At 32.5% G+C, this 13,266-nt stretch carries 13 protein-coding genes and 1 tRNA gene; 5 read left to right on the forward strand and 9 right to left on the reverse strand.

Annotated elements, in window-relative coordinates; all coding sequences use genetic code 11:
- Positions 1 to 260 precede the first annotated feature (260 nt).
- Positions 261 to 348, reverse strand: a tRNA-Ser gene (locus NHH15_RS11805).
- Between the two features lie 47 nt (positions 349 to 395).
- Positions 396 to 1,109, reverse strand: coding sequence for a lysophospholipid acyltransferase family protein (locus NHH15_RS11810; RefSeq protein WP_262066882.1), 714 nt, complete (start codon positions 1,107 to 1,109; stop codon positions 396 to 398).
- Between the two features lie 128 nt (positions 1,110 to 1,237).
- Between NHH15_RS11810 and NHH15_RS11815 the strand changes: the two genes are divergently transcribed.
- The 4 genes from NHH15_RS11815 to NHH15_RS11830 are packed head-to-tail and all read left to right on the forward strand — an operon-like array spanning position 1,238 to position 3,648.
- Positions 1,238 to 1,609, forward strand: a complete 372-nt coding sequence (locus NHH15_RS11815) for a GntR family transcriptional regulator (RefSeq protein WP_262066883.1) — start codon at positions 1,238 to 1,240, stop codon at positions 1,607 to 1,609.
- A complete protein-coding gene (locus NHH15_RS11820) occupies positions 1,602 to 2,450 on the forward strand; it encodes an ATP-binding cassette domain-containing protein (RefSeq protein ID WP_262066884.1) in 849 nt (282 codons plus the stop codon). The genes NHH15_RS11815 and NHH15_RS11820 overlap by 8 nt, the downstream gene beginning before the upstream one ends.
- 12 nt (positions 2,451 to 2,462) lie before the next feature.
- Positions 2,463 to 3,191, forward strand: a complete 729-nt coding sequence (locus NHH15_RS11825; protein WP_262066885.1) for a hypothetical protein — start codon at positions 2,463 to 2,465, stop codon at positions 3,189 to 3,191.
- A gap of 16 nt (positions 3,192 to 3,207) precedes the next feature.
- Positions 3,208 to 3,648: a C-GCAxxG-C-C family protein gene (locus NHH15_RS11830; RefSeq protein WP_262066886.1), complete on the forward strand. Its 441-nt coding sequence runs from the start codon at positions 3,208 to 3,210 to the stop codon at positions 3,646 to 3,648.
- A gap of 39 nt (positions 3,649 to 3,687) precedes the next feature.
- Here NHH15_RS11830 and NHH15_RS11835 read toward each other — a convergent pair whose 3' ends face one another.
- The 7 genes from NHH15_RS11835 to dnaA form a co-directional block, all read right to left on the reverse strand.
- Complete coding sequence (locus tag NHH15_RS11835) at positions 3,688 to 4,359, reverse strand: CDGSH iron-sulfur domain-containing protein (RefSeq protein WP_262066887.1); 672 nt, start codon at positions 4,357 to 4,359, stop codon at positions 3,688 to 3,690.
- Positions 4,360 to 4,452: 93 nt separating this feature from the next.
- A complete protein-coding gene (gene gyrA, locus NHH15_RS11840) occupies positions 4,453 to 6,927 on the reverse strand; it encodes a DNA gyrase subunit A (RefSeq protein WP_262066888.1) in 2,475 nt (824 codons plus the stop codon).
- 16 nt (positions 6,928 to 6,943) lie between these two features.
- Positions 6,944 to 8,875, reverse strand: coding sequence for a DNA topoisomerase (ATP-hydrolyzing) subunit B (gene gyrB, locus NHH15_RS11845; RefSeq protein ID WP_262066889.1), 1,932 nt, complete (start codon positions 8,873 to 8,875; stop codon positions 6,944 to 6,946).
- A 10-nt stretch (positions 8,876 to 8,885) separates the two neighbouring features.
- Complete coding sequence (gene recF, locus NHH15_RS11850; RefSeq protein ID WP_262066890.1) at positions 8,886 to 9,971, reverse strand: DNA replication/repair protein RecF; 1,086 nt, start codon at positions 9,969 to 9,971, stop codon at positions 8,886 to 8,888.
- A complete protein-coding gene (locus tag NHH15_RS11855) occupies positions 9,961 to 10,170 on the reverse strand; it encodes an RNA-binding S4 domain-containing protein (protein WP_262066891.1) in 210 nt (69 codons plus the stop codon). Before NHH15_RS11855 ends, recF begins: the two co-directional genes overlap by 11 nt.
- Before the next feature lie 11 nt (positions 10,171 to 10,181).
- Positions 10,182 to 11,291 carry a DNA polymerase III subunit beta gene (gene dnaN / locus NHH15_RS11860; RefSeq protein ID WP_262066892.1) on the reverse strand — a complete coding sequence of 370 codons (1,110 nt, stop codon included), beginning with the start codon at positions 11,289 to 11,291 and terminating at the stop codon, positions 10,182 to 10,184.
- Between the two features lie 250 nt (positions 11,292 to 11,541).
- The gene (gene dnaA / locus NHH15_RS11865) at positions 11,542 to 12,930 is read right to left on the reverse strand and encodes a chromosomal replication initiator protein DnaA (protein WP_262066893.1); all 1,389 of its coding nucleotides are present in this window, start codon (positions 12,928 to 12,930) and stop codon (positions 11,542 to 11,544) included.
- Positions 12,931 to 13,129: 199 nt separating this feature from the next.
- Here dnaA and rpmH point away from each other — a divergent pair, with 199 nt between their 5' ends.
- Positions 13,130 to 13,264 (forward strand): 50S ribosomal protein L34, encoded by a 135-nt coding sequence (gene rpmH / locus NHH15_RS11870; protein ID WP_262066894.1) that lies wholly within the window; start codon positions 13,130 to 13,132, stop codon positions 13,262 to 13,264.
- Positions 13,265 to 13,266 lie beyond the last annotated feature (2 nt).

Raw genomic sequence — 13,266 nt, forward strand, 5'->3', positions numbered from 1 at the left:
TATTTAAGGTCTTTCAGGGTTGTTGTCTATTGTTTAATTATCAAGGTTCTGTTGTATTTCTTTGTTGTCTGCTCTTTCGAGTCAGCTCAACTATAGTATCACTTTAATCACTATACTGTCAAGGGTTAATTTGAATCTTTTTTTTCTTTTTTTTCAACCACCACTAATTGTGTTTTTATACTATAGTAAAAACTATATATTGATTAAGTGATTACAAACAAAAAACTGCCTAGCCGTTTTACTAAACAGTTTTTCATGAGCGGAGAAAGAGGGATTTGAACCCTCGCGCCGGTCACCCGACCTACACCCTTAGCAGGGGCGCCTCTTCAGCCTCTTGAGTATTTCTCCAGCAAAGGTTATTATACTAGAGCTAAATTTTAATGTCAATCAATTTTTTACTTTGTTTTTTGATCAATGAATTCTTGTATTCTGTCCTCCACAATCTTTGCAATCTCATTTGTCTTCATATCCTTGTATTCTTCATAGCTCAAAGACTCTAAAAAGTGAACTTGAACAGTAACTGATTTTGTAGAATTTTCATCGAAAGGTTTAAACGAATCAATCAATGCTACCGGAACAATAGGACATTTTGCTTTTGTAGCAGCCTTAAAACTTCCACCTTTAAAATCATGTACTTTATTACCATCCTTTGACCTGGTTCCCTCAGCAAAAATAAGATAGTTTCTGCCTTCTCTTACTTCCCTTGCTACATTATTGATTACTTCCAGTCCTTGTCTTGGGTCATCTCTCTTTAACATGTAAGCTTTCATACATGCGAAGGTTTGTTTTAAAAGAGGATAATTTGCAACCTCTTCTTTTGCGACAACAGAAAAAGGTATTGGACAAGCTTCTATAATAGCAAGTACATCATATAATCCCTGGTGATTTGGAAAAAACATAAATCCACTATCCTTTGGAATATTTTCTATCCCACCACTTACGATTTTTACATTACCACCGGTATTTGCTCTTCTAACAATATATTTTAAAAGAGTATACCTTTGTTTTTCAGTATACTTATCCACATGTTTCGCATAATAATTGAATTTTATCCAAATATATGGAAGTCTAAATATATTTCTCAACAACATCATAATAATTCTACGCACTTTTTTTCTCCTTAACTTACAAATTCACACTAATTATACATGTTTCTTCCGTTAATGTACAAGGAATATAAAAAAGAACTTGACTTTTGTGTATTGGTTAGTTAGTATAGTAATTAACCAAGGAGGTGATGTATGTGGAACTAACTCAGGATAAACCTATTTTTTTACAAATAGCAGAAACAATCGAGGACGGTATCTTAACCGAAATATTTAAAGAGGAAGAACAAATTCCATCTATAACTGAATTCTCAACTCAATATAAAATAAATCCGGCTACGGCCAACAAAGGAATTAATCTTCTAGTGGATGATGGAATAATCTATAAGAAAAGGGGTGTTGGAATGTTTGTATCAAAAGGAGCTACAGATTTATTAAGAAAAAAAAGACAAAATGATTTTTATCATACTTTTATAGAAAGACTTATAAAAGAAGCAAAAAAACTAAATTTGTCATCTACAGATATCATTGCAATGATAGAGAGGGGTTACGATTATGAGTAGTATTGTAATAGAAAACATTAGTAAAAACTTTGGTTCAGTAAAAGCCTTAAATCACATAAACTTAGAATTAACTGAACATAAAATATATGGTCTTCTTGGTCGAAATGGAGCTGGAAAAACCACTTTACTTAATTTAATAAACAATCGTCTATTTCCAAGTGAAGGGCAAATTCTTTTTGATGGTATAAACATTGAAAACAATTCATCTATACAAAATCAATTTTACTTTATTGGTGAAAAATCCCTTTATCCTGATTCAATGAAGGTAAAAGCTCTCTACAAATACACAAAAATGTTCCATCCTGATTTTGATGAAACGTATGCATATAAACTTTCAGAAATGTTTGGTGTACCATTGAAGAAAAAATTGAGCAGCTTATCCACAGGATATAAATCAATTGTAAAAAATATAGTTGCCCTATCAGTAAATGTTCCATTTGTTTTTTTTGATGAACCTATTCTGGGATTAGACGCAAACCATCGAGAGTTATTTTATAAGGTCTTGATTGAAAAATATATTGATCAGCCAGCGACATATGTACTTTCAACTCATTTGATTGAAGAAGTTTCAAACATTATTGAGGAAGTAATCATTATAAAAAATGGCGAGGTAATTAAAAATGAATCAAAAGAAGCTTTACTTGATAATGGCTATTCTATTTCCGGCCCTACTGGACTTGTTGAGTCTTATTGTAGCGGTAAAGAACTTATTGGTTTCGATACTTTAGGCGGGCTGAGAAGTGCCTATATAGTTGGAAAACCAGATGAAAACATACCACAAGGATTGGAATTATCCGGTATGGATTTACAAAAACTTTTTATTCAATTGACAAACATATAGGAGGGGATATAAATGTCACAACTAATAAAATATCAGCTTTTACAGTTGAAAAATTCATTCATCATATTCGCATTAATTTTATTTGGCCTTCTTATATTTGGCGGAATAACTCTTTACATTTTTGCAGATTCTAATGGAGCATCTTCTGTTAATGGTACAGAATTTTCTATGGTAATATTTATCTTTGTTATTTTTGTATGCTGCTTTGGAGAGAATTTTAGATTCTTTATTCAAAATGGTAAATCACGGAAAGAAATATTTACCAGTGTAATTTTCACTGAAATTATTACATCTTTCGGTATGACTATTTTTATATTGATTTTTAATTTTATAAGCAATGTTGTTTTTAATCGAAGTATAATAGCTTACAGTTCCTTAATAGAACAAATGTATGGAGAAAATCTATTTGGATTTATGAAATACATAGTTCAGTTTATCTTTATCTTTGCCACACTATTGGTTAGTGGAAGTTTTGGATTTTTGATTGCTACATGGTTTAACCGTGCTGGAAAAATTGGAAGAATTCTTATTGCCGCAGGAGTTCCTACCTTTCTATTTGTATTATTTCCTACACTCCTTGGAATTTTTCCTTCTTTAAGATTATTGATTGGCAATTTCCTTCTTTATTCTCTAGGACTGAAATCCAATAATCCTTTGATTGCTTCCTTGACATTTGTCATTACATTCATTATATTCTCAATTATCAGCTTCTTTATTGTACAAAGAACAGAAGCAAAATAATTGGGAGGTCATAAAAATGACAAAAGACATTGACATGAAAAAATTGCAAAAAGATGCAGAGGAAATCTTTCATAGCGGATTTGCCTGTTCAGAATCTGTTCTATATGCTATACGTAAAAACTTCGAAGTAGATATTCCTGATGATGCTATAGCAATGAGCTCTGGATTTCCTTGGGGATTGGGTGTAAATGGTGGATGCATTTGTGGAGCATTAGCTGGTGGCTGTATGTGTCTTGGCTACTTCTTCGGCAGAAGAAGCCCTGGTGAAGATAATCAAAAAATGCTGGAACTATCCGGGGAACTGCATAATCATTTTAAATCAAGAAATAAAAGCACCTGCTGCCGAGTTTTAACAAAAGGAAAAGAAAAAAATTCCCCAGAACGTAAAGCACAGTGTACCGATTTTGTTCAGGATACTACCGTCAAGGTTGCAGAAATATTAATCAGAGAGTTATAAAAATCAGAGGATATAAGAGTTGTCTTATATCCTCTGATTTTATAGATGACCATCATTAAACTCAATCATTGCATGGGTTGCATCACAAAATGGCTTATTTTTTGATTTCCCACACCGACAAAGTGCAACTCTGTTTCGAACTTCATATAAAGTCCCATCTGCTCCTTCAATTTGAATGGGTCCTTTTACGAAAATAGCAGAACTGGAATTTTTTTGAGGATCCTGCATAATAATGATTTCAGGTTCACTGGTTTCTTCTAAAATATTTCCCTCTTTATCAATCATAACAAGACGCCCTGCGGGACATTCTTTCGCAGCTTTGATTGCCATTTCTTTGTGATTTTCTATTCCATCACTTTCTGTCACACTCCATATATCTCCCTCTTCTGTATGACAAAATCTTGCAAAACAACATCTTCCATCATCTAAAAGGGTAATTTCATCCCCTTCTACTGCATCTTCAATTCTTTTAATATATTTTTCTTTTAACGCTGTTTCATCCCCGCGAAAGAAAGACTTTTCATGATTTCCGTCACAAAATGGCGCATTCTTAGATTTTCCACATCTACATAATGCATACTCTTCGCTTTGTGGTAATTTTCTTCCCTCTCTAAACTCATAGTGTTTTCCTACTGGAGTAATAATCATTTCTTTAATTGGAATATTCCCAGTAACAATATAAGGTCCATTTTCTGTAATTTTAATTTTCATGTCAAAGCCTCCTCTTTTTGATAATAGTATCATCAAAAAATAAAAAATACCCTAAATATTATCTTATTTAATAATATTTAGAGTATTTTAATTCTATTCCTCTTCAGCTAGTTCTTCATCTTCTTCATCCTTAATTCGAACCTTTGCAATACTTGCAACTTTATCAGTTCCAGATAAATTAATCAGTTTTACTCCTGAAGTAATTCTACCGATGACAGAAATGTCTGCGCTTTGCATACGAATAATAATTCCCTCTGTATTAATGATTAATACTTCACTATCTTCTTCAACAGCCTTAACTCCTACTACTTCACCTGTTTTATCTGTTATTTTATAGCATTTAACACCTTTACCGCCTCTTCGCTGGCTGGTAAATTCAGAAAGAACTGTTCTTTTGCCCATTCCTTTTTCTGATACAAAGAGTAAATGAGTACCTTGCGTATCCAACTGCATTCCAATGACTTCATCTCTATCTGCTAAATTCATGCCTCGAACTCCCATAGAAGTTCTTCCTGTCGAACGTACATCCTTTTCATTAAAGCGAATACACTGTCCATATTTTGTGACTAAGAAAATGTCTCTTTCATTATTGGTAAACTTCACTTCTATTAATTCGTCTTCATCACGAAGTGTAATTGCTGCCAATCCAGTTTTTCGAACATTTGAGTAATCCTTAATTGGAGTTTTCTTTACCAGACCTTTTTTCGTAGCCATGAAAAGATATTCTCCGTCTCTGTATTCAGAAATCGGAATAATCGCTGTTATTTTTTCTTCTGGTTGGAGCTGCAATAAGTTAATAATTGCTGTTCCTCTTGCAATCCTGCTGGCCTCTGGTATTTCATAACCCTTCATTCGATAAACACGACCAGTATTGGTAAAGAACATAATATAGTCATGAGTACTTGTCATAAATAAATCTTCTACATAGTCTTCATCTATTGTCTGCATCCCCTTGATACCTTTTCCTCCTCTGTTTTGAGATTTAAAAGTATCGTTTGACATTCTCTTAATATAACCCAATTTTGTCATGGTAATTACAACATCTGATCTTGGGATTAAGTCTTCCATATCAATATCAAATTCATCAAATCCTATGGAAGTTCTTCTTTCATCCCCATATTTATCACGGATTATGATGATTTCTTCTTTTATTACTCCAAGCAATAATTTACGATCTGCCAATATAGCTTTTAACTCATCTATTTTTTTCATGAGCTCTTGATACTCTGCCTCCAGCTTTTCTCTTTCCAAACCTGTTAATGCACGGAGACGCATATCAACAATTGCACTTGCTTGAACTTCTGAAAGTTCAAATCTTTTGATTAACTCTTCTTTTGCTATTTGAACATTACTGGATGATCTTATAATTTTAATTACTTCTTCAATGTTATCAAGAGCAATTAATAAACCTTGTAAAATATGTGCTCTTTCTTCTGCTTTATTTAACTCATACTTCGTACGTCTTGTAACAACCTCTTCCTGATGAGCCAGATAATGATTAAGCATTTCTAAAATATTCATTACCCGTGGTTCATTATTGACAAGAGCAAGCATAATGACACCAAAAGTATCCTGGAGCTGAGTATGCTTATAAAGTTGATTCAAAATAACATTTGCATTCGCATCTCTTCTCAATTCAATAACAATACGCATTCCTTCGCGGCTTGACTGATCACTTAATTCGGTAATCCCGTCAATTTTTTTATCCCGGACAAGCTCTGCCATTTTTTCAATTAACCTGGCTTTATTTACCATATAAGGAAGCTCTGTTACGATAATCCGACTCTTCCCATTTGGCATAGTTTCAATGTTTGTAATACCACGAACTCTGACTTTTCCTCTACCAGTGCGGTATGCTTCTTCAATTCCTCTGGTTCCTAGTATTTCACCACCAGTTGGAAAATCAGGTCCTTTTACTACACTTAATATTTCTTCTATGGACACTTCATCTATATCTTCAACGTGGTGATCTATAATTTTAATGACTGCATCAATAATTTCTTTTAAATTATGGGGGGGTATATTTGTTGCCATACCTACTGCAATACCAGAGGTTCCATTAATCAAAAGATTGGGAAATCTGGAAGGTAATACGGCAGGTTCTTTTTCTGTTTCATCAAAGTTCGGAACAAAATCAACCGTATTTTTATTAATATCTGCTGTTAATTCCATGGATATTTTACTGAGGCGTGCCTCGGTATAACGCATTGCCGCTGCACCGTCACCATCCACTGACCCAAAGTTTCCATGTCCATCTACAAGAGGGTATCTGGTAGACCATTCCTGTGCCATATTTACCAAAGCACCGTAAATCGAGCTATCTCCATGAGGATGATATTTACCCATGGTATCTCCAACGATACGAGCACATTTTCTGTGAGGCTTATCTGGACCATTATTCAGCTCTATCATTGAATATAAAATTCTTCTTTGTACTGGTTTCAATCCATCTCTTACATCTGGTAATGCTCTTGATGCAATAACACTCATCGCATAATCGATATAGGAGGTTTCCATTGTTTTTTTCAAATCCACTTCATGGACTTTATCAAAAATATTTTCTTCCATCTCTTATTTTCTCCTCCTATACATCCAGGTTTCTAACGTATTTTGCATTTTCTTCGATAAATTCTCTTCTCGGTTCAACCTTATCTCCCATTAACGTTGTAAAAGTTAAATCAAGCTCTGTGCTGGTTTCTTCATTCATTGTAACACGAAGTAAAACTCTGTGTTCAGGATCCATAGTAGTATCCCATAACTGATCAGCATCCATCTCTCCAAGACCTTTATATCTCTGAATCTTATTATTTCCATCCCTTCCTACTTCGGAAAGAATCTTATCCAACTCTTCATCAGAATACACATACCATACCTTTTTATTTTTCTCTAATTTATAAAGAGGCGGCTGTGCCAAATAAACGTATCCATCTTTAATTAAATCTGGCATAAATCGGTATAAAAATGTCAGTAAAAGTGTACTGATATGAGATCCATCTACGTCAGCATCTGTCATAATGATTATTTTATGATAACGTAATTTTGATATATCAAAATCATCATGTATTCCCGTACCAAAAGCTGTAATCATTGCTTTAATCTCTGCATTTGCATAGATTTTATCAAGTCTTGCTTTTTCCACATTTAAAATTTTTCCTCTAAGAGGTAATATTGCTTGAGTTCCACGATCTCGTGCTGTTTTTGCAGATCCTCCCGCAGAATCACCCTCCACAATATAAATCTCACACTTGCTTGGATCTTTATCCGAACAATCTGCAAGCTTTCCTGGAAGACTCATTCCGTCAAGTGCTGATTTTCTTCTTGTTAAGTCTCTGGCTTTTCTTGCCGCTTCTCTTGCTCGTTGAGCCATAACAGATTTTTCCACAGTCATTTTTGCAACAGATGGATTTTGTTCTAAGAAGATTTCCAACTGCTTACTAACTACATTATCCACAGCTCCTCTTGCTTCACTGTTTCCTAATTTTTGTTTTGTTTGGCCTTCAAATTGAGGGTCTTCAATCTTCACACTTATAATTGCTGTTAATCCTTCTCTTATATCTTCTCCTGAAAGATTTGGTTCACTTTCTTTTAAAAGCTTATTTTTTCTGGCATAATCATTAAAGGTTTTAGTAAGAGCATTACGAAAACCTACAATATGGGTACCACCTTCAGGAGTTGTAATGTTATTCACAAAGCCATAGGTATTATCGCTATAAGAATCATTATGCTGCATGGCAACTTCCACCATTACATTATTTACATTACCCTCACAATAAATAATATCTTCATACAAAGATTTTTTACTTCTATTTAGATATTTAACAAATTCTTTTATTCCACCTTCATACATAAAAGATTTTTCTATAACATTTTCATCTCTGTTATCTGTTAAAGTAATACGAAGCCCTCTTGTTAAGAAAGCCATCTCTCTGAATCTTTGTTTTAAAATATCGTAATCAAATATGGTTTCTTCAAATATGGTATTATCTGGTAAAAATGTAACCTTTGTACCAGTTTTATCTGGATCTGCTTCTCCTATTACTGTTAGTTTTTTCGCAACATTACCTTTTTCGTATCGCTGCATATATACTTTTCCATCATGATATATTTCTACTTCAAGCCAATTTGATAAAGCATTTACAACGGAAGCACCAACTCCATGAAGTCCACCAGATACTTTGTATCCACCTCCGCCAAATTTTCCTCCGGCATGAAGTACTGTAAATACTACTTCAACTGCAGGAAGTCCAGCTTTTTCGTTTATTCCAACTGGAATACCTCTTCCATTATCTGTTACCGTTACTGAATTATCTTTATTCAATATAATATGTATCGTATCACAAAATCCTGCTAAAGCTTCATCAACTGCATTATCCACAATTTCATAAACCAGGTGGTGAAGACCTCTTGAAGAAGTACTTCCAATGTACATACCTGGTCGTTTACGAACCGCTTCAAGCCCCTCTAATATTTGTATTTCATTTGCACCATATTCGTGTTGCACTTTATCTGCTGCCATTACAATCCTCCTAGTTTTCTCTTGTTACCTGACCTTGTTTTACATGGAAAAGTTTGTTAATAGAAAATCTGTGATTTACAAATTCATCTAATCCCGTACATGTAATAAGGGTTTGTATGTTTTTAATATTATCTAATAAATAGTTTTGCCTGTTTTTATCTAATTCAGAAAGAACATCATCTAAAAGTAAAACAGGATTTTGCTTCGTATACTTTTTAATCAATTCTATTTCTGATAATTTTAATGATAATGCCACAGTTCTTTGTTGCCCTTGGGATCCAAAGGTACGTATGTCTACATTTTCTACCATAAAACAAATATCATCTCTATGGGGACCAGAAGATGTACTTTTTAAACGTAAATCTCTTTCTCTATTTCTTTTCAACACTTGTTCTAAGGGTATATCTCCATTACTGGGTTCATAATAAATACTTAATTGTTCTTTTCCCCCAGTAAGGCTTAAATGTATTTTTGAAATAATAGAATTCAAAAATACAATAAGATTATTTCTCGCCTCTATAATTCTATTTCCATATTGTACTAATTGCTCATCCCATACATCTAAGGTTGATTCTAGTTTACCATTGAAAGAAATCTCTTTCAGTAAATGATTTCTTTGGTTAATTACTTTATTATAATTTGATAAATCACTTAAGTACAATTTATTAAGCTGCGAAAGCTCAAAATCTATAAATTTTCTTCTTTCTCCTGGACCATTTTTTATAATATTTAAGTCTTCAGGTGAAAAAAATACAAAATTTGTTATTCCCAATAATTCACTTGCCCTCTTAATCGGAAGCTTGTTAATAGCAATGCCTTTTGGACTATTTTTCTTTAAATGCATATCAATTTGATAATCTATTTCATTTTTTTCTGTTATCAATTCAATATGGGAAGACTCTTTACCAAACTGAATAATATCTTTATCCTTCGTTCCTCTATGAGACTTTGTTGTTCCACAAAGATAAACAGATTCTAATATATTTGTTTTTCCCTGGGCATTATCTCCATAAAAAATGTTTGTATTTTCATCAAAATCAATACTTAGAAAATCATAATTTCTATAGTTCTTAAGCTTCAATGATTTAATCTTCAATTTTAATTTCTTCCCCATTATAAGATACAGTATCCCCAGAATATAATTTTTTTCCTCTTCTGGTTTCTACTTCATTATTTACTTTTACAAGACCATTGCCTATAACATCTTTTGCCTCTACACCAGATTCTACAAGTCCAACTGCCTTTAATGCCTGGCCTAATTTAATAAACTCTTCTCTCAACTTTATGATTTCCATAATTACCTCACTTATGCAATTGAACTAAAATTAACTGGCAGCACTAAATAAATATAATTTTCATCTTCATCTTTTATAAAACAAGGAGCCTTTGCATTCATCAAATAAAGAGTAACTTCTTCATCATCAATTACACGGAGTGCATCAATTAAAAATCTTGGATTAAATCCAATCATTAAATCTTTCCCATCCTTATGAATCTCAATGCTTTCATCCATCGATCCAATCTGGGATTTTATTTGCAATTCCATGGATTCATCTTTGATATCAATAATAATTGGTTTTTTATCTCCTTCTTTTACAAAAAGGGTTGCCCTGTCAATAGCACTTAAGAGCTCTCTTTTATTGACTTTTATTTTTGTTTCATAATCTTTTGAAAGCATTTGATCAATTTTGAAATAATCACCTTCAATTAATCTTGAAACCACCATAGTCTGATCAAATTCAAATACAATATGATTGTTTGTATAAGATATTGTTACCATACTTTCTAACTCGCCAGACAATATTTTACTGATTTCCTGCAGCGTTTTTCCCGGTACAATCAATTTTGTATCTTCTGTCTCTTCTCCAAGTTCAATTTTACGAATGGAAATTCGATGTCCATCTAATGATACAACTCGAAACAGCCCTTCTTTAATTTCAAAAAGCTCACCTGTCATCTGCTTATTGGAATCATTATCTGCAATAGAAAAAATAGTTTGTCTTATTAATTCCTTTAAAGAAAACTGTGAGATTTTAAATTGATTGCTTTTTTCAATTTCAGGAAGAAAAGAAAATTCATCTGCTGCTTTTTCTGATAAGTCAAATTTAGCTTTTTCACACGTAATAGTAGTTTGATTATTTTCTTTTGATTCGATTGTAATTAAATTATCCGGTAATTTTCTTACAATATCAGAAAACAACTTTGCATCAATGGCAATCATACCATTTGTAATAATGTCTCCTTCTATAACAGTTTGTATACCTAATTCCATATCATTAGCAGTTAGCTTTATAATATCCATGCTGGCATCAATTAAAATACATTCCAATATTGGCATTGTAGTTTTAGAAGGTACTGCTTTGGAAACAATACTAACTCCTTTTAGTAAATCTGATTTATTACATACGATTTTCATGTGTGTAAAACTCCTTTCAGTGAATCTCTATATAAATATATATAAATGATTTCAGAAATAATAATAATAGGGCTTGGTGATACGTTGATAACTGCTGTAGAGCCCTGAAATACAGTGTTTTTAACGTATAAAAATCTGTGGATGAAGGATATTTACAATGTGGATGTGAGAGGATAACTTTCGTTGTATACCAACAGGTATAAACAATTGATTTGAGTTATCCTTATGTTATCCACAGAATTTTAAACAATTAAGAAGGATTTATCTTTTTTTGAATAATGCTTATAGTATTGGTTAAAAGCTCATCTTTTTTCAAATCCTGAGAAATTTTATCCACACCGTGTTTTATTGTCGAATGATCTTTCCCTCCCAGTAATGCACCAATCTTTTTTAAAGGTGTATCTGTCATATTTCTTATAAGATACATTGCAACTTGTCTTGGGTAAGATATTTCAGCGTTTCTCTTTGTTGATTTTAAATCACTGATGGAAACATTATAGTGTTCAGATATAATATCAATAATAAGTTCAGGAGTTACTTCCCTTTTATCTTCTGGAGAAATATAATCTTTTAATGCTTCTGAAGCAAGTTCAATATCAATATCACCCTTATTATTATTCAGTTTATAAAGAGCTATTAACTTGTTTAAAGATCCTTCCAGCTCCCGAATATTTGATTTAATATTGATTGCGATATATTCAATTACATCTTTCGGAATTTTATAGCGGTCTAAATGATCTAATTCAATTTTCTTTTGGAGAATTGCCATTCTTGTTTCATAGTCAGGAGAAGAAATGTCTGCCAGTAATCCCATTTCAAAACGGCTCTTTAGTCTGGCTTCCAAAGCTTCAAATTCTTTTGGCGGTTTATCAGAAGAAATAATGATTTGTTTACCCAATGAATGTAAATGATTAAAAGTATGGAAAAATTCTTCTTGAGTTGCAATCTTACCTATTATAAATTGGATATCATCAATCAATAGTACATCTGCGGATCTATACTTATCTCTGAATTTCGTCATTCCTGGTTCACTTTCAGAAATACGGCCTGTACGAAGAGATTCGATTACTTCGTTTGTAAAGGTTTCACTTGTTACATATAGTACTTTAGCATTTTGATTATTTTCTAATATAAAATTAGCAATGGAATGCATAAGATGGGTTTTTCCAAGACCAACGCCTCCATAAATGAAAAGAGGATTATATACTTTACCAGGAGATTCTGCAGTTGCTAAAGAAGAAGAGTAAGCAAATTCATTATTTTTTCCGACTACAAAGGTTTCAAATGTATATTTTGGTAGCAGTCCTGCTTTTTCAGCAGCCGTTTTAACTTTTTTTGAATGAACATTGGTTTGTCTTGATTTTTCAATACTGTTTATTCTTTCGTCGTCTTCCGATATAAATATGATTTCATATTCTTCATCCAGCATTTCAGCAATACATACTTTCAAAGGTAATAGATATTTTTTTTCAATGTATTCCACACTTGCATTTGATTCAACAAGAATATATATGGTATCATCAAGAACATCATAAATTTTAAGAGGTTTTATCCATGTATTAAAGGATATATTTGCTAGTTCATGCTCCACTCTTAAATGCTCAATTATTTCCGGCCATTTTTCCTTTACGACATTCATTTTTAATACTCCATTCTAATGATTTATTGGTTTATTTATTTTTAAACCTACTTTGTATATTTTACATCAAAAAGGAGAAATAGGCAATCAGTATTATGTTTTACTTGACGTTTCCCACTTTTTTTAATATAATCTAGTTTGATGTCTATAGAAATATGTAGGGTGTTTTCCCTTGCAGGATATAAGGAGGTGGATTCGTATGAAAATGACATTCCAACCAAAGAAAAGACAAAGATCTAAAGTACATGGTTTTCGTGCTAGAATGAGTTCCGCAGGTGGTAGAAAAGTACTTGCAAACAGAAGAGCAAAAGGAAGAAAAGTATTGTCTGCTTAGGC

It is taken from the genome of Aequitasia blattaphilus (assembly GCF_024721305.1).
Lineage (GTDB): Bacteria > Bacillota > Clostridia > Lachnospirales > Lachnospiraceae > Aequitasia > Aequitasia blattaphila.

What these genes read in the sequence shown, in the direction of transcription:
- NHH15_RS11815 (WP_262066883.1), top strand. Translation starts at nt 1,238, where the DNA reads ATGTATGTGGAACTAACTCAGGATAAACCTATTTTTTTACAAATAGCA.
- NHH15_RS11820 (WP_262066884.1), top strand. Translation starts at nt 1,602, where the DNA reads ATGAGTAGTATTGTAATAGAAAACATTAGTAAAAACTTTGGTTCAGTA.
- NHH15_RS11825 (WP_262066885.1), top strand. Translation starts at nt 2,463, where the DNA reads ATGTCACAACTAATAAAATATCAGCTTTTACAGTTGAAAAATTCATTC.
- NHH15_RS11830 (WP_262066886.1), top strand. Translation starts at nt 3,208, where the DNA reads ATGACAAAAGACATTGACATGAAAAAATTGCAAAAAGATGCAGAGGAA.
- NHH15_RS11835 (WP_262066887.1), bottom strand. Translation starts at nt 4,359, where the DNA reads ATGAAAATTAAAATTACAGAAAATGGACCTTATATTGTTACTGGGAAT.
- gyrA (WP_262066888.1), bottom strand. Translation starts at nt 6,927, where the DNA reads ATGGAAGAAAATATTTTTGATAAAGTCCATGAAGTGGATTTGAAAAAA.
- gyrB (WP_262066889.1), bottom strand. Translation starts at nt 8,875, where the DNA reads ATGGCAGCAGATAAAGTGCAACACGAATATGGTGCAAATGAAATACAA.
- NHH15_RS11855 (WP_262066891.1), bottom strand. Translation starts at nt 10,170, where the DNA reads ATGGAAATCATAAAGTTGAGAGAAGAGTTTATTAAATTAGGCCAGGCA.
- dnaN (WP_262066892.1), bottom strand. Translation starts at nt 11,291, where the DNA reads ATGAAAATCGTATGTAATAAATCAGATTTACTAAAAGGAGTTAGTATT.
- dnaA (WP_262066893.1), bottom strand. Translation starts at nt 12,930, where the DNA reads ATGAATGTCGTAAAGGAAAAATGGCCGGAAATAATTGAGCATTTAAGA.
- rpmH (WP_262066894.1), top strand. Translation starts at nt 13,130, where the DNA reads ATGAAAATGACATTCCAACCAAAGAAAAGACAAAGATCTAAAGTACAT.